20 protein-coding genes and 1 tRNA gene are annotated in these 18,977 nt (G+C 73.0%); 12 read left to right on the top strand and 9 right to left on the bottom strand.

All coding sequences use genetic code 11. The features are described from left to right. The first annotated feature begins 33 nt into the window (after nucleotides 1-33). Nucleotides 34-1,938, top strand: coding sequence for a glycoside hydrolase family 5 protein (locus ACYP53_RS17780; RefSeq protein ID WP_459649782.1), 1,905 nt, complete (start codon nucleotides 34-36; stop codon nucleotides 1,936-1,938). Between the two features lie 38 nt (nucleotides 1,939-1,976). On the opposite strand, the gene ACYP53_RS17775 is transcribed toward ACYP53_RS17780, so the two are convergent. The 4 genes from ACYP53_RS17775 to ACYP53_RS17760 form a co-directional block, all read right to left on the bottom strand. After that, nucleotides 1,977-2,678 carry a phosphotransferase family protein gene (locus ACYP53_RS17775; RefSeq protein WP_459648017.1) on the bottom strand — a complete coding sequence of 234 codons (702 nt, stop codon included), beginning with the start codon at nucleotides 2,676-2,678 and terminating at the stop codon, nucleotides 1,977-1,979. Continuing rightward, a complete protein-coding gene (locus tag ACYP53_RS17770; RefSeq protein ID WP_459648016.1) occupies nucleotides 2,666-3,205 on the bottom strand; it encodes a GNAT family N-acetyltransferase in 540 nt (179 codons plus the stop codon). The genes ACYP53_RS17775 and ACYP53_RS17770 overlap by 13 nt, the downstream gene beginning before the upstream one ends. A gap of 77 nt (nucleotides 3,206-3,282) precedes the next feature. After that, nucleotides 3,283-4,671 (bottom strand): MFS transporter, encoded by a 1,389-nt coding sequence (locus ACYP53_RS17765; RefSeq protein ID WP_459648015.1) that lies wholly within the window; start codon nucleotides 4,669-4,671, stop codon nucleotides 3,283-3,285. Nucleotides 4,672-4,809: 138 nt separating this feature from the next. Next, nucleotides 4,810-5,163, bottom strand: coding sequence for an ArsR/SmtB family transcription factor (locus ACYP53_RS17760; RefSeq protein WP_459648014.1), 354 nt, complete (start codon nucleotides 5,161-5,163; stop codon nucleotides 4,810-4,812). A gap of 287 nt (nucleotides 5,164-5,450) precedes the next feature. Between ACYP53_RS17760 and ACYP53_RS17755 the strand changes: the two genes are divergently transcribed. Both ACYP53_RS17755 and ACYP53_RS17750 read left to right on the top strand, forming a co-directional pair. Continuing rightward, nucleotides 5,451-6,776: a S28 family serine protease gene (locus ACYP53_RS17755; RefSeq protein WP_459648013.1), complete on the top strand. Its 1,326-nt coding sequence runs from the start codon at nucleotides 5,451-5,453 to the stop codon at nucleotides 6,774-6,776. A 26-nt stretch (nucleotides 6,777-6,802) separates the two neighbouring features. After that, nucleotides 6,803-7,240 (top strand): hypothetical protein, encoded by a 438-nt coding sequence (locus tag ACYP53_RS17750; protein ID WP_459648012.1) that lies wholly within the window; start codon nucleotides 6,803-6,805, stop codon nucleotides 7,238-7,240. A gap of 70 nt (nucleotides 7,241-7,310) precedes the next feature. Here the strand turns inward: ACYP53_RS17750 and ACYP53_RS17745 are convergent, their stop codons facing one another. Both ACYP53_RS17745 and ACYP53_RS17740 read right to left on the bottom strand, forming a co-directional pair. Next, nucleotides 7,311-7,733 (bottom strand): nuclear transport factor 2 family protein, encoded by a 423-nt coding sequence (locus ACYP53_RS17745; protein ID WP_459648011.1) that lies wholly within the window; start codon nucleotides 7,731-7,733, stop codon nucleotides 7,311-7,313. Between the two features lie 149 nt (nucleotides 7,734-7,882). Beyond that, nucleotides 7,883-9,787, bottom strand: coding sequence for an FG-GAP-like repeat-containing protein (locus ACYP53_RS17740; RefSeq protein ID WP_459648010.1), 1,905 nt, complete (start codon nucleotides 9,785-9,787; stop codon nucleotides 7,883-7,885). A gap of 231 nt (nucleotides 9,788-10,018) precedes the next feature. Between ACYP53_RS17740 and ACYP53_RS17735 the strand changes: the two genes are divergently transcribed. The 4 genes from ACYP53_RS17735 (at nucleotide 10,019) to ACYP53_RS17720 (ending at nucleotide 12,903) form a co-directional block, all read left to right on the top strand. Continuing rightward, nucleotides 10,019-10,095, top strand: a tRNA-Met gene (locus tag ACYP53_RS17735). A gap of 417 nt (nucleotides 10,096-10,512) precedes the next feature. Further along, on the top strand, nucleotides 10,513-11,349 hold the full coding sequence (locus ACYP53_RS17730) for a Rossmann-fold NAD(P)-binding domain-containing protein (RefSeq protein ID WP_459649781.1): 837 nt from the start codon (nucleotides 10,513-10,515) through the stop codon (nucleotides 11,347-11,349). Nucleotides 11,350-11,468: 119 nt separating this feature from the next. Further along, nucleotides 11,469-12,116, top strand: coding sequence for a hemerythrin domain-containing protein (locus ACYP53_RS17725; RefSeq protein WP_459648009.1), 648 nt, complete (start codon nucleotides 11,469-11,471; stop codon nucleotides 12,114-12,116). A gap of 271 nt (nucleotides 12,117-12,387) precedes the next feature. Continuing rightward, complete coding sequence (locus tag ACYP53_RS17720; protein WP_459648008.1) at nucleotides 12,388-12,903, top strand: anthrone oxygenase family protein; 516 nt, start codon at nucleotides 12,388-12,390, stop codon at nucleotides 12,901-12,903. 136 nt (nucleotides 12,904-13,039) lie between these two features. On the opposite strand, the gene ACYP53_RS17715 is transcribed toward ACYP53_RS17720, so the two are convergent. Then, a complete protein-coding gene (locus ACYP53_RS17715) occupies nucleotides 13,040-13,567 on the bottom strand; it encodes a MerR family transcriptional regulator (RefSeq protein ID WP_459648007.1) in 528 nt (175 codons plus the stop codon). A gap of 86 nt (nucleotides 13,568-13,653) precedes the next feature. On the opposite strand from ACYP53_RS17715, the gene ACYP53_RS17710 reads away from it, so the two are divergent. The 3 genes from ACYP53_RS17710 (at nucleotide 13,654) to ACYP53_RS17700 (ending at nucleotide 15,537) form a co-directional block, all read left to right on the top strand. After that, nucleotides 13,654-14,481 (top strand): oxidoreductase, encoded by an 828-nt coding sequence (locus ACYP53_RS17710; protein WP_459648006.1) that lies wholly within the window; start codon nucleotides 13,654-13,656, stop codon nucleotides 14,479-14,481. A 285-nt stretch (nucleotides 14,482-14,766) separates the two neighbouring features. Beyond that, nucleotides 14,767-15,090 carry a hypothetical protein gene (locus ACYP53_RS17705; RefSeq protein WP_459648005.1) on the top strand — a complete coding sequence of 108 codons (324 nt, stop codon included), beginning with the start codon at nucleotides 14,767-14,769 and terminating at the stop codon, nucleotides 15,088-15,090. 66 nt (nucleotides 15,091-15,156) lie between these two features. Beyond that, nucleotides 15,157-15,537, top strand: a complete 381-nt coding sequence (locus tag ACYP53_RS17700) for a hypothetical protein (protein WP_459648004.1) — start codon at nucleotides 15,157-15,159, stop codon at nucleotides 15,535-15,537. Between the two features lie 73 nt (nucleotides 15,538-15,610). On the opposite strand, the gene ACYP53_RS17695 is transcribed toward ACYP53_RS17700, so the two are convergent. Beyond that, nucleotides 15,611-16,948 carry a M64 family metallopeptidase gene (locus tag ACYP53_RS17695; protein WP_459648003.1) on the bottom strand — a complete coding sequence of 446 codons (1,338 nt, stop codon included), beginning with the start codon at nucleotides 16,946-16,948 and terminating at the stop codon, nucleotides 15,611-15,613. Between the two features lie 196 nt (nucleotides 16,949-17,144). Here ACYP53_RS17695 and ACYP53_RS17690 point away from each other — a divergent pair, with 196 nt between their 5' ends. Next, nucleotides 17,145-17,621: an NADAR family protein gene (locus ACYP53_RS17690; RefSeq protein WP_459648002.1), complete on the top strand. Its 477-nt coding sequence runs from the start codon at nucleotides 17,145-17,147 to the stop codon at nucleotides 17,619-17,621. A gap of 54 nt (nucleotides 17,622-17,675) precedes the next feature. Then, nucleotides 17,676-17,999 (top strand): hypothetical protein, encoded by a 324-nt coding sequence (locus ACYP53_RS17685; protein ID WP_459648001.1) that lies wholly within the window; start codon nucleotides 17,676-17,678, stop codon nucleotides 17,997-17,999. Nucleotides 18,000-18,039: 40 nt separating this feature from the next. Here ACYP53_RS17685 and ACYP53_RS17680 read toward each other — a convergent pair whose 3' ends face one another. Continuing rightward, nucleotides 18,040-18,717 carry a hypothetical protein gene (locus ACYP53_RS17680; protein WP_459648000.1) on the bottom strand — a complete coding sequence of 226 codons (678 nt, stop codon included), beginning with the start codon at nucleotides 18,715-18,717 and terminating at the stop codon, nucleotides 18,040-18,042. Nucleotides 18,718-18,977 lie beyond the last annotated feature (260 nt).

The following is an 18,977-nucleotide window of genomic DNA, read 5'->3' as shown; positions in this document are numbered from 1 at the left end:
ATCCCCGCCACCCTCACCTCCACCGGGATGACCATGAGAAGACTCGGAACGCGCCTGCTCGCCCTGGCCGCCTGCCTGCCCGTGATCGCCGGGATGACGGCGGGCGCCGTCGTCGCCGCTCCGGCAGCGGCCACCGCCGCGCAGACCACCTCCTGGACCGGCCCGCTCAGCACCCGCGGGCGCTACATCGTCGACGCGGACGGCAACCGCTTCAAGCTCAAGGCCGCCAACTGGGCCGGGGCCCAAGGCACCTGGGAGGGCAGCGGATCCGCCGACGACCCCGCGAACAACCAGGCCGGGCAGGTCTCGCACAACATCCCGCTCGGCCTGGACCGGGTGCCGATGGCACGGCTGCTGGCCGACTTCCACGGGCTCGGCCTCAACAGCATCCGGCTGCCCTTCGCCAACGCGATGGTCCACGACACCACGCCCGTGCCGGACTCGGCCGTCGCCGCCAACCCGCAACTGCGCGGCCGCACCCCGCTGCAGGTGTACGACGCCGTGGTGGGCGCGCTCACCGCCGAGGGCTTCGCGGTCATCCTCAACAACCACACCACGAGCTACCGCTTCTGCTGCGGCCTGGACGGCAACGAGCGCTGGAACAGCGGCCAGTCCACCGCGCAGTGGTCGGACGACTGGGTGTTCATGGTGAACCGCTACCGGGCGAACAAGCGGGTGGTCGGCGCCGACCTGCGCAACGAGGTCCGCCGGGACACCTGGGACGACCCCAACTGGGGCCTGGGCGACGCCCACGACGAGTACACCGCCTTCGAGGAGGCGGGGAACCGGATCCTGCAGGCCGACCCGGACATGCTCGTCGTCATGGAGGGCATCAACTGGTACGGCATCCCCGCGGCGGTCTTCAGCCACGGCCGCCCGATGCTCACCCCGGTCCGCACCCTCTCCCACACCCTCGTCGACTCCGGCAAACTGGTGTACGCCGCGCACTTCTACGCCTACACCGGGCCCGCCAACACCGGTGCGGGCAGCGGCCCGGGAGCGACGAACGACCCCCGCTACCAGGACTTCACCCCCGAGCAGCTCGCCCAGGTCGTGGACGACGAGGCCCTGTTCGTCACCCAGGCCGGGCAGCACTTCACCGCCCCGGTGTGGATCAGCGAGTTCGGCGCGGGCGGACGCGGCTCCACCGACGCCAAGGAACAGGCCTGGCTGCACACCTTCACCGACCTGCTCGCCGCCCGGGACACCGACTTCGCCATCTGGCCGCTGGTCGGCTGGGCCGACGCCGCCGGACGACCCCAGGACACCTGGGCGCTGCTCTCCTACGACCCCGCCGGCCGGCGGCTCGGCCTGACCGACCCGGGCGACTGGCGGGCCGCCGACTGGACCAGACTGGTCGACGCCCCGTCACTGACCGGCCCGGTCGCCCGGGTGAACCACTGGAACCTGCTCGACCTCGACCACGGCGACCAGAACGTCTCCCGCCGGATGCTGGCGCTCCCGGACTGGAGCAGCGGCAACCGCAAGGGCGACTGCCCGGACGGCCAGCGCCTCACCGGCCTCGGCCGCGGCGACAGCCGGGGCCTGTGCACCGACGCCGGGGGCCCCGCGACGGGCAGCGGCGACTGGATCACCGTCACCGACGAACGGTACGTCACCGGCGACTGGGCGTCCGGCTACAACAAGCTGCAGTGCCCCGACCGCACCTTCGCCGTCGGCTACAGCGTGCACGGCGACGCCATGGCGGCCCTGCTCTGCGCGCCCGCGGCCGGGCCGCTGCCGCTGAACGGCCGCGGCGTCTGGTTCGACCACGGCGACAACCGGCCCGCGGCCGGCGGCTCGGCCGCGAGCGACTGGGCGCCGGGCCACTACAAGGGCCAGTGCGCCGACACCGAGTACCTTGCCGGGGTCGCCTACACCTGGAAGTGGCTGCACTACGGCGTCCCGGACGCCCTGCTCTGCCGCCCGCTCGCCTGACCGGGGGTCGTGACCGGGGCCCGGTCAGCCGGGCAGGGTCAGCCGGGCCGGAGCGGATCCTCCGCCCAACCGGCGGTGGCGCGACCGCGGTCCCGCCACTGCCGGACGCCTGGCCCGTCCGGGTCCCACCGGCGGCAGAACTCCTCCAGCCGCGCGCAGGCCGTGAGCATGGCGGCCCGGCGCCGCGGCCACGGCGGCGCCGGGCGACCGTAGGCGCCGAAGAGTTCGCCGAGGGCGCCGGCCTGGTCCGGGTGGTGCGTGCGGACGGTCCACTCGCACCAGGCGAGGTCCTCGACCGGCTCGCCGCGGTGCGCGAACTCCCAGTCGATCAGGCCGGTGACGGTGAAGCCGACCGGGTCCAGCAGGAGGTTGTGGGGCCCGAAGTCCCCGTGGACGAGGACGGATCCGGCGACGGCCGGGCCGTCCTCGACCACGGCGGCGTCGACGGCGTGGAGGAGGCGCAGCACCCGCCCGCAGGCGGCGAGGACCTGCGGCCCGTGCCCGGCGTCCAGCAGGTCCTGCCCGGGCGCGCCCGGCAGGTGGCCGAGCGTGATCGCGCCGGGCTCCACGGCGAGCACCGGTGGCACCGGCAGCCGTCCGCGCAGCCCGGTCAGCACCCGCCGCTCGCGGGCCGCCCGCGCCTCGGCGTCCGGCCCCCGGTAGCGCTTCACCACGACCCGGCCGTCACCCGTGGTGTCGTTGGTGTACCCGTGCCGCATCGGCCGGTTCATTCCTGCCATTCCTGCCATTCCTCGGCGAGCAGTCCGAGCACCGCCTGGTCCAGGAACTCCCCGCAGGCCCAGGCCGATCGGCGCAGCCGCCCCTCGACCGTGAAGCCGGCCCGGATGGCGGCCCTGATCATCGGCTCGTTGTCCGTGAGCGTCTCCAGCTGGAGCCGGCGCAGGCCGAGCACCACGAATCCGTACCGGCAGAGCACCCGTACGACGTCCACCGCGAGCCCGCGCCGCCGGTGGCCCGGCCGCAGGGCGAGGCCCAGGTGGGCGCTGCGGTTGTGGGTGTCGATGCCCCACAGCAGGGCCTCCCCGGCCAGTTCTCCGGAGGCCGTCTCGACCACGGAGAAGCAGGCGGCCTCCTCGGACGGCCCGGTGACCGCGTACGGCGACTGCGCGGATCCGGGCGGGAGGGGCCGCCAGGGCCGGGAGTCGGCCCGCGAGCGGGTCGCGACGTCGTCGTACAACTCGGCCTGGAGCACGGGGACGTCGTCCTCGTGGCGGGCCCGGAGGGTGATGTGGCTGCCTTGTAGCATGTCACATTGTCTACACCGGGCGACGCTTCCGTGGCCACCGCTTTTCGCCGCCGACGCGCGCGGTCGGCCGGAGTGGGTCAGCCGCTGGTGACGCGGGCGCGGGTGCGGGCACCGGCGCCGGCCGGGTGGGGCCAGCGGTGGTGGTGCTGGTCGATGACGTAGCGGTGGTCGTGCTGCCAGCCGCCGCCGGCGGTCGGATGCGCACCGGTGAGGTGGGGGTGGCCGGCGGGCAGGTCGGTGTGCAGGTGTTCCAGCGCCTCGGGGTCGCGGGCGGGCCACAGGGTGACGGCCCCGGAGGCGGCGGCGAGTGCGATGACGCCGAGGACGGCGGCGGTGACGGGCAGTCCGGCGGAGGCGGCGAGCCACCCGGCCAGCGGGTAGGTGAGCAGCCAGCAGGCGTGCGAGAGCGAGAACTGGGCGGCGAAGGCGGCGGGCAGGTCGGCGTCCGAGGCCGAGCGGCGGATCAGGCGGCCGCCGGGGGTGAGCACGGCGGAGCTGCCCGCGCCGACCAGCGCCCAGGCGGCGAGCAGCGCGAGCCATGTCCCGGTCCCGGCGGGGGTGGCGGCGATCGCGGTGACGGCGGCCAGCACGGCCGGCAGGGCGAAGGCGGCGGGCAGCATCACCGCGCGGTCGCCGGCCCGGGCCAGCAGCCGGGGGAGCAGGAGCGCGGTGAGCAGCGAGCCCACCCCGTAGGCGCCGAGGGCCAGCGAGACGGCCCCGGCCGGGCGGTGGAAGTGGTCGCGGACGAGGTTGACGGTGTCGACGAACACGATGGCGCCGGCGGCGGCCACCGCGAGGTCGAGGGCGAGCAGGGCGCGCAGCCGGGGCGTGGCCCGGAACAGCCGGGTGCCGAAGGCGGCCTTGGCGGGGAAGCCTCCGCCGCGCTGGACCGGCGCGGGTTTGGGCAGGACGGCGGAGACGACCAGCGCGGCGGAGGCGAGGAAGCCGACCGTCGTCCCGGCGAACAGCCAGTCGTAGGAGACCACCGAGAGCAGCAGCGCGGCCAGCGCCGGGCTGAACAGCGACTCCAGGTCGTAGGCGAGCCGGGACAGCGACAGGGCGTTGGTGTAGTCGCGTTCGGCGGGCAGCACGTCCGGGATGGTGGCCTGGAAGGTCGGGGTGAAGGCGGCGGAGGCGGCCTGCAGCAGGAAGACCAGCAGGTAGACCTGCCAGACCCGGTCGACGAACGGCAGGGTGAGCGCCACCCCGGCCCGGGTGAGGTCCATCGCGACCATCAGGGCCCGCCGGGGTATCCGCCCGGCGAGCGCACCGGCGAGCGGCGCGACGGCGACGTAGGCGACCATCTTGATCGCCAGCGCGGTGCCGAGCACCGCCGAGGCGTCGGCGCCGGCGATCCGGTACGCCAGCAGGGACAGCGCCACGGTGGCCAGGCCGGTGCCGACCAGGGCCACGACCTGGGCGGTGAAGAGATGGCGGTAGGCGCGGTCGCGCAGTACGGACAGCATGGGCCCCGTCCCGGTTCGCAGCGGCGTGGTGGGGCCATCATATTCAACATGTGCGTACGCGTGCACCTATTCCCGGGAGGATCGCACCGCCCCGGTTGACGGCGGCGGTCCGTCGTGCGCCGGTCAGTCCTGCGATCGTCAGTCGTGCGGCGGCAGGTGGCCGATCTGGTGGTCCGCGACGTTCAGTGCCTCGTCCACGAGCCGGCGCAGGTGCCCGTGGCGCAGCGAGTACACCACCCGCCGCCCCTCCTTGCGGGTGGCCACCAGCCCCGCGAGCCGGAGCTTCGCCAAGTGCTGGCTGACGGACGGCCGGGCGGCGCCGGTCGCCTCGGTCAGCGTGGTCACGTCCGCCTCGCCCCGGCCCAGCCGCTCCAGCAGCGCCAGCCGGGTCCGGTCGGCCAGCAGCGCCAGCACGGACGCGGCGACGTCCAGGCGCTCCTCGGCCCGCTGCTGCGAGCGATGCGCATCTGCCAGATCGGTGCCGGTGCTCATCCGCCCATCGTAGGGCGTACCCGTGCGCACATGCTCACCTGTTGCCGTCGCTCCTGCGGGTCCCGCGTTTCCCGCCGGACAGGGCGCGTGCGGGCAGCGGTCCGCTGCCGGGGCCGGCGGCTCATGGAACGGCCGCTGTTTCGCCTTGGCCGCCCCGGTGGCCGCCTGACCACCGGAACCGGGTCGGGGTCTCCCTCCCAGGAGGGAGACGGACCCCTCCCCGGCGGGATCCGCGCGGGTCGCGGCCCCGGTTGACTGGAGATCAACGACGACCGGGGAGGACACCCATGAAGCGCGGGCGAATCGGACGACTGGTGGCCCAGGCGGCCGCGGCGGTGCTGCTGGCCGGGACGGTGGCGGTGCCCGCCGCGGCGGCCGAGGCCGGACCGGCCGACATCCGGGCGGCCATCGAGGCGGTGCCGGGCCTGCGGATCGTGGAGGAGAAGCCCGCCGCACCCGGGTTCCGCTTCTTCGTCCTGACGCTGCACCAGCCCGCCGACCACCGTCACCCCGAGCGGGGCGGCTTCGAACAGCGGCTCACCCTGCTGCACCGGGGCACCGACCGCCCCACCGTGCTGTACACCAGCGGCTACACCGTCTCCACCGGCCAGTACCGCTCGGAGCCGGCCGAACTGCTCGACGGCAACCAGGTGAGCACCGAGCAGCGGTTCTTCGGCACCTCCCGGCCCGAACCGGCCGACTGGGACGACCTCGACATCCAGCAGGCCGCCGCCGACCACCACCACGTGATCGAGGCGCTGCGCGCCGTCTACCGGGCGCCGTGGATCTCCACCGGCGGCAGCAAGGGCGGCATGGCCACCGTCTACCACCGCCGGTTCTACCCGCAGGACGTGGCCGGCTCGGTCGCCTACTCGGCGCCGAACAACGTCGACGACCGCGACGACACCGCCTACCTCGACTTCCTGCGCACCGTCGGCACCCCCGAGTGCCGCAGCGCGCTGCGGGCCGCGCAGCGCGCCCTGCTGGAGCGCCGCACCACCCTCGTCGCCCGCTACCAGGCGTGGGCGGACGCCAAGGGCGACGCCTTCCGGCTCGTCGGCAGCGCCGACAAGGCCTTCGAGATCGCCGTCCTTCGTGCCCCGTTCATGTTCTGGCAGGGCCGCGGCCAAGCCGCCTGCCCGGCGGTCCCGGCCGCGGACGCCTCCGACGACGCCCTCTACGGCTGGCTCTCCGAGGTCGCCCAACTGCCGGTCTACGCCGACGCGGTGGCCGACCAGTTCGTCCCGTACTTCTACCAGCTGGGCACCCAGCTGGGCTACTTCCCGGTCGAGACGGACCACCTGGCCGACCTGATCCGCTACCCCGGCGCCACCGAGCCGCGCACCTTCGTCCCCCGCGACATCCCGATGCGCCACCGGCCGCAGGCGATGCGCGACGTGGACCGCTGGGTCCGCACGCGCGGCGAGCACCTGATGTTCGTCAACGGCGCCGCCGACCCCGCCGTCGCCGAACCGTTCCGGCTGGGCGCCGGCTCCCAGGACTCCTACCTCTACCAGGTCCCGGGCGGCACCCACTCGACCCGCATCGCCCAACTGCCCGCCACCGACGCCGCCATGGCCACCGCCACCCTGCGCCGCTGGGCGGGGGTGTAGGGCGCCCGCCCGCAGGAGCGGGGCGTATGGTGCCGGTCATGGGGAGTCGAATACGTGAGGACCGGCCGCTGCGCGGCATGCTCGAGTGGCTGGGGGCCGACGATCCGGAGTCGGCGCGCCGGCGCAGGGCGCTGGCTGCTGCGTTGGTCGTGGTGGCGCTGCTCGGGTCGAACGCGTGGGGGCGAACGGAGGCCGTGACCTGGTCCGGGATGTGGATCGACGCGACGGACGTGCTCCAGTGCGCGGCATTGATCGTCACCGCGTTTCTCCTGGTGTGGCGTTCGCGGTCGGTCGCGTGGGCCGGCGCCGTGAGCGTGACCCTGGTGCTGCTCGGTGCCTTGTTCGACGTGATGACGAGGGAGGGCGACGGCACTTCGTACACGGCACTCGCCGTGTCCCTGCTGATCAAACTGCCCACCGTGGTGGTGCTGGCGGTCCTGGTCAGGCGTGGCAGGGAGTGGTGACGGACCGGCCGCCGGTGGTCCGGGGCGGCCGAGCCGCCCCGGACCCGGCCCGGCGTCGGTCGGCGGGCCGTCAGTCGACCAGGGCGGGGGAGAAGTAGTCGCGGAGGCGGGCGATCCTGCCGTCGCGGATGCGGAAGATCTGGACCAGGGAGACGACCAGGTCGTCCTCGTCGCCGTCCTCGCCGTCCCGGTCGAAGACCGTGTCGATCTCGGCGATGAAGACGTCCGGGTCGGCGGTGGTGTGCAGGACGAAGCCGGACTTGTGGACGTTCGGGACGCGGCCGTCCGAGCCCTGCTGCTCGTAGTAGGCGGCCATGGTGGCGCGGATCGCCTCGCGGCCCTCGATCCGCCGGGGGAGGGCGGCACCGGCGGGCAGGAGCGGCACCTCGAGGACGCCGTCCTCGGTGAAGTTCTCGGCGAGGGCGTCCGCGTCGCGGGTCAGCGGGCCCGCGTGGACGTAGCTCTGGAAGATCTCCTGCGCGGTTCGGGACACGGTGGCCTCCCTGGGTACGGGCTCGGGTACGGGTTCGGGCGCGGAACGGGATCGGACGCGAAGCGCCGCGCCCATCCCATCACGCCGCCGCCCGGGGGCGGGCCGGTTTCACCCGACCCGGCCCCCCGGGCGCCGACGGTTCCGCCGGGTCAGAGCGTGGCGCACTGTCCGAGGCGCCGGCCGCCGACGGTGTCGGGGAGCCCGGCGTCGGTCGGCGGCGGGGTGTTGCGGGTGCAGATCAGCGAGCCGTCGATCCGGGCGGCCGAGACCTGGGTGCCGCCGGTGTTGGCCCGCAGGACCAGGGAGCCGCGGACGTGGTCGGGGCCGCAGCCGTGGTCCGGGTCGCCGATCACGACCGGCCCGCCGGTGCGGCCGATCGCGGCGATCCCGTCGACGGTGCTGGAGCAGACGGTGACCCGGCTCGCGCGCTCGGCGGTGAGCGCGCCGGTGACGGTGGAGTCGGCGAGGTAGAGGGAGCCGCCGGGCCGGACCGCCACCGTGCCGACCGTCGCCCCCAGGACGCAGGTTCCGGGCCCCGCGTTCACCGTGTCCGCCGGGCCGCGGACGGTGGTGGTGCAGTCGACGGTCTGGGTGAGGTCGGCGGAGCGGCCGGGCAGGTACCGGCCGTCACCCGGGTAGGCGGCCGCCACGGTGTGCCGGCCGGGGGCCAGGCCGGTGAGGGTGAGCTGCGCCCGGGCGCAGGCCGTGCCGGTGACCGGGCCGAGCGGGGCGCTGCCGAGCGTGCTGCTGCCCTCGGTGAAGGCGACCGTGCCGGTCGGCGGGGTGGTCAGGGCGCCGGCGAGCGGGCAGACGGTGTCGGTGAAGGTGACCGGCGCCCCGTACGCGGACGGGTTGGGGGAGGAGTCCAGCGTCGACCGGACCGGCGCCTTGGCCTGGTTGAGCAGCACCTCGGCGGTGCTCTCGGCCTCGCTGGGCACCGCGAGGTCCGGCAGGCCGTCGCCGTCGAGGTCGGCGGCGGCCACGTCGCGGGCGTCGGTGCCGCCGTCGTAGTCGTCGGCGGGGCGCAGGGTGCCGTCGCCGTTGCCGAGCAGTACGGAGACGGCGGAGACGCCGTTGATGTCGGAGGCGCTGACGGCGAGGTCGGGCTTCCCGTCCGCGTCGAAGTCGGCCACCGTCAGGCCGTTGGGGCCGCGGGACGGGAGCGGGAAGGTCGACCCGGGGCTGAAGGTGAGGTCGCCGTTGCCGAGCCAGACGGTGAGGTACGGGTGGAGGTCGGGGAAGAGGCCGTTGGTGACGGCCAAGTCGGGCCGGCCGTCGCCGTTGAGGTCGGTCGCCACGACGGCGGTCGGCGCCAGCCCGGCGGGGAAGGAGCGCTTGGGGCGGAAGGTGCCGTCGCCGTTGCCGGGGAGGACGGAGACCGTCTCGTCGCACAGGTTGGTGACGGCCAGGTCGAGCAGGCCGTCGCGGTCCAGGTCGACGACGGCGGCCTCGGTGGCCCCGTTGTCGGTGGGGTACCTGACGCCCGGTTGGAAGGTGCCGTCGCCGTTGCCGAGCCAGACGTCGACGCTGCTCAGCCGGTCCAGGCCCATCACCAGGTCGGCCTTGCCGTCCCGGTTGAAGTCGGCGGCGTGGACGAAGTTCGCCGATTCCCAGGTGTTCAGGGCCTGGTGGGGCTGGAAGGTGCCGTCCCCGTTGCCGAACAGGAGGGAGAGTTTGGACGGGATGTAGCTGCCGACCGCGAGGTCGGGCCGGCCGTCGCCGTTGAGGTCGGCGACCGTGATGCTGCCGGGGTAGCTCTCGGTGGCGAAGGAGAGCCGGGGCCGGAAGGTCCCGTCCCCGTTGCCGAGCAGCACCGACACCGCGTCGGCCCCGACGTCGGTGGTGATCAGGTCCGGCCGGCCGTCGCCGTTCAGGTCGGCGACCGCGATCCGGTTGGGGTCGGCGCCGGTGGCGTAGCCGGCCTTCGGCGCGAAGAGGCCCGCCGCCCAGGCACCGCCCGGGACGGCGACCAGCACCGACACCGCCAGCAGCAGCGCGGCCGCGGCCGAACCGAGGACGCGTGCGGCGTCCCTGTTGACTCTCCTGGTGCTCATCCCGCTGCCCCTGCTCCTGTTGTGCCGCGTCGCCCCACGGTGGACGCTCCCAGCAGGATCATCACTCACAGTGATGACGTGCTGGCGCACCGACACCCCGGGTCGATGCCCCGGGCCGGCCTCCCGAGCCGGCCTCCCGACCTGGGGCCGTCCTCGTGGGGCCCGTGGCGGGTGCCGCAAGGAAAAGCGATTTCGCATTCACGGGGTTTACCTCTAAGCTGGTCTTACCGACGCGGGGTGGAGCAGCTCGGTAGCTCGCTGGGCTCATAACCCAGAGGTCGCAGGTTCAAATCCTGTCCCCGCTACCACCGGAGCCGGGGTCGACGCGTTATCGCGTCGGCCCCGGCTCTTTTTTGTGCCCCGGCTCGCCCGGATTCCTCACCGCGCCCCCCGCCTCGCCCTTCCATTCGGAATTCGCGGAGGTTTCCGCCCGTGGTCGAGGAGGGGTCGAGAGGTGCTGGAAAGAACTTTCGGGCCCCTTCGGGGTGTGTTGTGGTGGGTGACGGACGGCCCCGGGCCGCCGGCACGAGAGCGGCCGGGGGCGGGCGGAGCACCGCTGGTGAGCGGTGTAGACGCTCGCGCATGGAGCTGAGTGCGGTGGCTATGGTTCGCCGGACCCGGGGGGATTTGAATGGTGCCACGACGACGAACCGATCCGGCGCAAGGGCGCTGCGGGAAGTCGGACTCCTGTGATTCCTCCGTGTCTACGAATGAGGGTGATCGTGATGGCTGGTGTGGTGGATCTGTCGACGGACGCTGGTGTGGTGCTGGTGGTCGGTGGGACGGGTAAGACGGGTCGTCGGGTGGCGGATCGGCTGGTGGCTCGTGGGTACGGGGTGCGGGTGGGTTCGCGGTCGGGTGGGGTGCCGTTCGACTGGGATGACGAGGGGACGTGGGAGGGGGCGTTGGAGGGGGTGAGTGCGGCGTATCTGACGTACTACCCGGATCTGGCGTTTCCTGGTGCGGTGGAGGCGGTGGGGGCGTTCTCGCGGTTGGCGGCGGCGCGGGGTGTGGGGCGGTTGGTGCTGTTGTCGGGGCGTGGTGAGGAGGCGGCGGAGGCGGGGGAGAAGGCGGTGATGGAGTCGGGGGCCGCGTGGACGGTGGTGCGGTGTGCGTGGTTCGACCAGAACTTCAGTGAGTCGTTCTTCCTGGAGCCGGTGCTGGCGGGGGAGTTGGCGTTGCCGGTGGGTGGTGCGGTGGAGCCGTTCGTGGATGTGGAGGACATCGCGGAGGTGGCGGTGGCGGCGTTGACGGAGGCGGGGCATGCGGGGGAGGTGTACGAGTTGACGGGGCCGCGGTTGCTGTCGTTCGCGGATGTGGCGGTGGAGTTGTCGCGGGCGGTGGGTCGTGAGGTGCGGTTCGAGGCGGTGTCGCTGGAGTCGTACCGGCGGGTGCTGGTGGAGGCGGGGTTGCCGGCGGATTTCGCGGAGTTGTTCTCGGTGATCCTGGACGGTCGTAACGCGTCGTTGGGTGACGGGGTGCGGCGGGCGTTGGGGCGGGAGCCGCGGGACTTCGCGGACTACGCCCGGGAGGCCGCCGCCTCCGGCGTGTGGAACGCATGAGTCGTGTGGAACGCACGAGTCGTGCGGAACGTATGAGCGGGCTCGTCCCGGCAGGCCCCGAGCGGCCGCCTCCGGACGGGCGTCGGAAGGGTAACTGAACGGACTCTGGAGGTCTGGTCATGTCGGACGGCACAACGGTCTGGTCGAGTGAGCGGGGCATCGGCGCACTGCCCGGCCCCATCAAGGGCTTCGGCCTGATGCACGTGGCGATGCGCCGGGACGCGGCGCGGCTGAGCGCGGTCGCCGCGCGTGGCGCGTCGGGTTCCACGGCGGAACTCGCGGAGTGGTTCGGGCGGCTGCGCGCGGTGATCGACTGGCACCACCACAGCGAGGACGAGATCCTCTGGCCGTACCTGCGCGGCCGGGTGCCCGGCTTCGACGGCAACGGGGTCCTGGAGGAGGACCACGAGGCGCTGGACCGGACGATGCGACGGGTGGCGGGGGTGCTCGGCTCCGGGTTGCGCGCCGAACTCCCGGAGGCCGCCAAGGCGTTCGAGACCCTGGTTCGCGACCACCTGGGGCACGAGGAGCCCGTGGTGTTCCCGGCGCTGGCCGGCCTGCCGGTGGACGAGTACCTGCGGGTCGAGCGCCGGATCATCCAGAGCGCGCCCACCCAGGTGATGACCTACCTCCAGCCCTGGATGTTCGACGGCGCGGACCCGGACGCCGTCCGGGCGGTCTCGGCGACCATCCCGGCCCCGGTGCGGCTGATCGGGCGGACGGTGCTGGAGCGGAGGTACCGGCGCAGCCTGGCGCCGGTGCTCTGAATCGGCCCGTGCACCGCAGGGCGGGTGTACCGCAAGTCGGCGGCACCGCAAGGCGGCGCAAGTGCCCTCCCGCGGGCCGGGGTTCCGGTTGTCGCGGTTCCGTTGCGCGGCGCACCGCACGGTGGGCGGTGTCGTGTGCACCACGTTCGTCGGCACCGCAGCCCGCGGGCCGGGAGAGTGAAGAGGTTCTGGGATGCGTTCGGATCAGACCGCGGTTCCGCTGTCATACTCGACACCGTCGGCCATCGGAGGTGTGGGGGTGGGAAGTTCGGTGCAGTCCATCGGACACAGCAAGGCGACTGGGCCGCTGCTTACGGGTGCGACCATCGCGATGGGGCTGATGGCGGGGTTGTTCTTCGCCTTCGACGTCTCCGTGATGCCGGGCCTGGCGGCGGGTGACGACCGGACGTACGTCACGGCGATGCAGCACATCAACAAGTCGATCGAGAACGGGCTGTTCGGCCTGGTATTCGTCGGCGCCTTCGCGGCGACGGGCCTGGCGGCCTGGCTGCTGCACAAGGCGGGCCGTCGGCAGGTGGCGCTGTGGGCGGCGGCCGCGACGGTGCTCTATGTGGTGGCGCTGCTGGTCACGATGGGCGTCAACATCCCGCTGAACAACCAGCTGGCGGCGGCCGGCGACCCGGGGCAGATCACCGACTTCGCCGCCGTGCGGGCCAAGTTCGCCGACACCTGGGTGCCGGTCAACATGCTCCGCACCGCGCTGTGCACGGGCGGTCTGCTGGCGCTGACCCGCGCGCTGGTGCTGCACGGCCGCTCCGGCCGCTGAGGCCCGTCCGCACCGCTTCGGGTGCCCGTCCGCCACGTGCGGACGGGCACCTGCGCGTCCGGGCCCGGACCCGGCCGCCGGGTGTGCCCCGATGTGCGTTGCCCGTACGTCAGTTGCAGCGCCTGAGTAGGAGTACTCAGACGCTGGTGCTGCACCGGTCTCGGGTCGCCGTCGCCGTTGCCTCAGGTTCGGGATCGGGGGCGGGGTCGGCCTCACCCGGGGCCTGGCAGCGCCGGTCCACCTCCTCCGAGCCGCTCCTGCCGTCCGGGTGGGAGGGGTTCCAGAGCCGGTCGGCCTCGCCCCGGGCGAGATGCTCCTCGTAGATCCGCACCTTGAGCCGCATCACGTCCAGGGTCCCCCGCAGCTCCCGGATCTGCTCCTCCACGTGATCCTGGTGCAGGCGCAGCAGTTCGAGCCGCTCGGGCTCGTTGCCCGGGCCCTGACGGACCAGCTCGACGTACTGCCGGATCAGCGCCAGCGGCATGCCGGAGGAGCGCAGCTTCGTGCAGATCGCCAGCCACTCCAGATCCTCCTCGTGATAGATCCGGCGGCCGTTGGACAGCCGGCGCACAGGGTTGGCGAACAGGCCCTCCCGCTCGTAGAACCGCAACGCGTGCACGCTCAGCCCGCTGCGCTGCGCCACCTCACCGATGCTCAGGTCCATGAGCGCCCTCCCTCACCCAGCTGTTGATCTAGACCCGACTCTAGGGTCTAGCGTCGAGCCGTCCGACCATCGGAACGGGAGAGAACATGAGTGTGTGGTTTGTCACCGGGGCATCGCGGGGGATCGGCGCGGAGATCACCCGCGAGGCGCTGGAGCGGGGGCATCGCGTGATCGCGACGGCGAGGGACGCGTCGGCGGTGCTCAAGGCGTACCCGGGGGAGCCGGACGGACTGCTGGCGGTGAACGCGGACGTGACCGAACCGGCGCAGCTGACGGCCGCCGTGGAGGCCGGTCTGGCCCGGTTCGGCCGGATCGACGTGGTGGTCAACAACGCCGGGTTCGGTCTCGTCGGCGCGATCGAGGAGACCTCGGACGAGGCCGCCCGGGCCCTGTTCGACGTCAACGTCTTCGGCGTGCTCAACACCTTGCGGGCGACCCTGCCCACCTTGCGCGCCCAGCGATCCGGGCACGTCCTGAACATCGGCTCCGTGGCCGGCTTCGCCACCGCGCCGGGGGCGGGCCTGTACGGTGCGTCGAAGTTCGCCCTCGAAGGCATCTCCGAGGCGCTGCACGGCGAACTGGCACCCCTCGGCGTGCGGGTCACGATCGTCGAGCCGGGCGGCTTCCGTACGGACTTCCTGAACGACAGCAGCCTCCGGACCGAGCCGGCCACCATTCCCGACTACACCGAGGGCGCGGGACCGGTGCGTGCCGCGCTCGTCCAGTACGCGGGCCGCCAGCCGGGCGACCCGGCGAAGGCGGCCAGGGCCGTCGTCGACGTCACCGAGGCCGCCGAGCCGCCCCTGCGGCTGCAGCTGGGCGCTGACGCGGTCGAGCGCGTCGAGGCGAAGCTGGACCTGGTGCGGCGCGAACTCGACCGGTGGCGGCAGGTGGCGCTCTCGACGGCCATCTGACGGGCGCCCGGAGGTCGGCGTCCGGCGCCCGGCCTCCGGCGCCCGGCGTCAGGGGAGGGGTGCCGGGTGCGCCGGGGCGTGCGCCGGTGCGCCGGGTCGGTGACTACACCCAATTCACCTGACGGCACCCTGAGTTGGCGTGGGGCAAGGAAAGGGTGGAGCATGGCTGGGCCCGGCATGTTGCGGCGCGCTTGCGCCGCGGCCGCGGCACCGCAACGCGTGCTGGGGGAGGAGGTGGGTCCGGTGACTCCGGTGGATCGTCCGTTTCTGGTCCGGGGAAAGGCGGTGCCCCTGGCCAGGTACCTGGCCGAGGAGGAGATCGAGGGCCTGGTGGCCTGTTCGTGCATCGGGAACGAGGTGAGCATCGACCTCGCGGACACCCGGATCCTGGTGAGCCTGGTCGACGTCGCCGACGTGCTGAGGCTCAACTTCCACATGGTCCAGGACGGCCCGGCCAAGCCCCGCTCCTGGTCGCGCCGGCTGCCCGCCGGCACCGGCCCGCGCGACATCGCGGCCCGGATCGCGCTGGACGTCCGCACCCTGGAGCGGGAGTTGGCGCCGCTGCGACGCCGTCCGCCCACGCTGCCCGAGCAGCGCCGGCGGCGGTGACGGCGGCGGTAACGGCGGTGACGGCCGGGGGCTCGGCGGGGTTTGGCGGCGCTCTAGAGTGGCGGGGTGAACGATGATCATCCTCCCCGTATCGCCCGCGCCACCGCCGAAGCGGTCCTCGCCGAAGACCTCCTCGTCGAAGACCTCTTCGCCGACGGGCGGAACGTGCTGTGGCTGCTGGACGGCTTCGACGCGGACGACGGGCTGGGCTACACCCGCGAGCTGAACCGGGAGGAGTACCTGAGGGTCCGCCCCCTTTTCGAGCGCGCCCCAGAGGTCCGCCTCGGCGACGACGTCTGGATGCTGGCGGGCAACTACCGTGTCCCGCCGCGCCTGCTGGAACCACTGGGTGAGCTGCTCGGGCCGCCCGGCCCGGTGGAGGGACTGGAGTACTTCATCGGCGCCTACCAGGACCTGCCCGACGGTTTCGACGGTTCCGACGGGTGATCGGGGCCCGGCAGCGCATCGCTGCCAGGCCCCGACGGTCGCGGTGTCGGCCGGCGGACTTCCGGACGTGCTTCTAGCGCGTCACCAGCCAGGACAGGCTCGCGGTCAGGCCGGTGCGCAGAGCCGGGTCGGCCACGGCCGGGGTGGGGTCGGTGGCGACGGCGGTGAGCAGGTGCGGGCGCGTCCGGGGGCCGGTCAGCTTGAGGTCGGCGAGGTCCAGCGCGGTGCGGCCGGTGAGCCGCGGGAGCTCGCGGCCGTCCAGGAACCAGCGCAGCCGGGTGCCGGGCACCGGCAGGTCGACGGTCAGGCGGTCGGTGGCGGTGAGCCAACTGCCCGTCGCGGTGGGGCTGGTCAGCGGGGTCGCGTGGCGGTAGAAGCCGGCGATCATCGCCTCGCGCCCGGGCAGGTTGAACTCGCGGCCGAGCGAGCGCATGATCGAGTTCTCGGTCGGCCGGTACAGCCCGGTCGGGTAGTAACCGCCGCCCTCGTAGCTGCCGACCGTCCCGCCGTCCGGGGAGGCCTGCCCGAGCCAGCGGTACCACTTGGTGCCCTGCTGCCGCATCCGGTCGGCCGTCAGCGTACTGATGTTGGCCTCGGCCGGTTCGTCGCCCTGGTACGTCCCCTGCTCGGGGTAGAAGTACTCGTCGGCGAGCTTGCCCAGCGAGTGCCCGGTCTCGTGCACCGCGATCTGCCCGGACTTGGCGTTCCCGCCCGCCACCGTGGCGATGCCCTCGTAGCCGAGCGGGGACTTGACGTCGTTGTAGCCGGCGCCGCCGTACTTGGCGCTGTTGGCCACCACCAGCACCAGGTCCGCCTGCGGGGCCTTCGCCGCGTACCGCTCCACCGCCTTCTCGTCCACGCAGAGCAGCCGCTCCACGCCGTCGCACCAGAAGTACGAGCCGAGCGCGGTGTGCCGCACCGTCGCCTGGTCCGGATCCCCGGTCACCCCCGACTCCGGCGAAACGGCGGACACCGCCCAGACGTTGAACAGCCCGCGGTAGGTGGCGTACGGCTCGACGGCCGTCACCTCCTGCCACTTCGCGGCCGCGTCCGAGAGGAACTTCTGCTGCTCCTGCGCGGCATAGCCGTCGCCGATCACCACCACGTCCAGCTTGGTCGCCGGGTCCCCGCCGCGGACCAGCGGCGTCACCTCGCCGTCACCCTGCACGGGGGCGACACCCGGGGACGGCGCGGCGAGGAAGGGCGAGTCGGCCGGCGGCTCGGCGCGGGAGATGCCGCCGTCCTCGGCGAAGACCTCCACCTGACGGGTGGTCGGAGCCTTCCTTACGGGCGCGCTGTCGCCTGGCACGCTATCGCCGGGCGCGGCCCACGCGGGGGCGGAGCCGAGGATCGCGGCCGCGAGGGCGGCGGTGAGCAGGGCGGCGGTGGTCCTGGCAGGGGTGCGGTGCACGGGTGTCGTCCTCCCGGTGGGCGGTCTGTGGCCTGCCTCATTCCCGTGGCGAGGACCTGACAATCCCAGGATGGGCCATCGGGGTCGGCCGCGTCGGCAGCGGGGTGACGGCGGCGGGGTGACGGCGCGAAACCGGTTGCGAGTGCAGCGCGGGGCCTGAGACCGTGTGGGCTCCCGAAACCGCCACGAGGCTCGGATGACGATCTACTTCTACGGTGCCGACGAAGTCCCCTACGGCTGCTTCTCCAACTTCTCCGCGCACACCGTGGAGCTCGACGGGCAGGTGTGGCCGACCTCGGAGCACTACTTCCAGGCCCAGAAGTTCATCGGCACCCGTCATGCCGACCTCATCCGTCGAGCCCGAACGCCCCTGCGCGCAGCCGAGTTGGGCCGTGACCCGGCCAAGCCGCTGCGGCGGGACTGGGAGCGCGTCAAGGACGACGTGATGCGTCGCGCCGTTGCGGCCAAGTTCCGGGGGCACGCGGACATCCGGGGCATCCTGTTGGCCACCGCCGACGAGGAGATCGTCGAGGACACCACCACCGACCACTACTGGGGCCGTGGCAGGACAGGAACCGGCAAGAACATGCTCGGCCGGATCCTGATGCGCACGCGCCATCACCTTCGCACCGAGGAGCCGCGGTACTCCCACGCTGATCCCGGACCGCTGTGATCCTGTGCCCCCGACCCGTGCGGGCCGCAGCCGGTACCCCGCGCACCACGGATCGTGACCTGCGCCGAGGCGGTCACCGCCGTACGAGCATGTGCGCAGCTCGCCAGCGGGGGCGGCGGGGACGTCATCGCCTCGCAGGCCCTGCGGTACGTGGACCGAACCACCTGGGACGCCCCCACCGCCCGGGGACTCCAGGCGGCCGGCATCTTCATCTGCTTCACCGACGGCGGCGCGATGGGAGACTGCGCCTGCCTGCGGGACCTCCTGGTGAACGAGGGCAAAGCCCAGTTCGACAACCTGCTCCAGGGGGCCCTTCACAACTGGAGCGAGCCGCCCGCCCGGATGCGCGATGCGGCCGTGGTGCCGGTACCGCGCTGAACCTTGGCATGGGGTGGCTGATCTGCCACCGAGGTCTCCGTCAGAAGTTCCAGTAGTCGGCCGCCGACCAACTGACCGTCACCGCGACCAGCCAGCCCAGAACAGCAAGCGCGAGGGTCACGGCCAATGGCCACTGAAGCGAGACGAGAACGGCGGAACCCCCGATCGCCGTCACCGCGGTCGGGACGGACATCGACACCGCGACCCACCACTTGCGGGCCGGCGGCGCGGCCAGGCCGTGGGCGACCGCGGAAGTACCGATCCCGATCACCAGCGCGGCCTCGAGCATGGCCATCCAGAGAATGTGCAGGTGCTCGGCCTGGTGCCCCCGGTACGCGAGCCGGACCACTGCGCCCCGGTACACCCGCAAGTCCACGACGGAGCCGACCTCGACGTCCTCGTAGAAAGGCTTGCTCACGCTGTAGTCGCCGCTCGGAGCCGTCTCGCGCGCGACCGTCAGCATGTAGGACGTTGAGTCGCCGCCATCCTCGTACTTCTTCGTGACCCGCCCGCTCTCCTGGTGCAGACACTCGGCACCCGCCCCGGCCTCCGCCGTCCCACACACCGGGGCACCGCGATGAGCACCCGCGGCCTCGAAAGCATCCGTGAAACGGAAGAAGCCGAACCCCACGGCACACAGCCCGACGGCGACCAACAGCACCCGCCCCGCGACCCGAACAGCCAACGGCGCCTTCCGCCGTCGTCTCGGCTTGCTCACGTTCCCCGCCCATGCGTCCATCGCACCCCCACCACCCGTACCACGCCTGCACGTTGCGTCCCGTGGATCTTCCCGGGCGCAGACCGGATGATGCCAGGCGGACGGCGGCCGGCGCGAGGAATTGTCGGAGCTACACCTGAACCGGACGGCAAGGGCCGGGCACGGCTCGGCAGGGCACGCGAAGAGCCGGGAGCACCGCCCGTATAGCTGGAGGCGGTGGTGCCCGGCTCTTTCCGATGTTTCTTTTGTTTTTGTTGTTT

The sequence above is a fragment of the Kitasatospora sp. Ki12 genome, from assembly GCF_054601375.1.
Note: the sequence above shows the minus strand (reverse complement) of the source record. Positions and strands in the feature narration are given on the sequence as shown.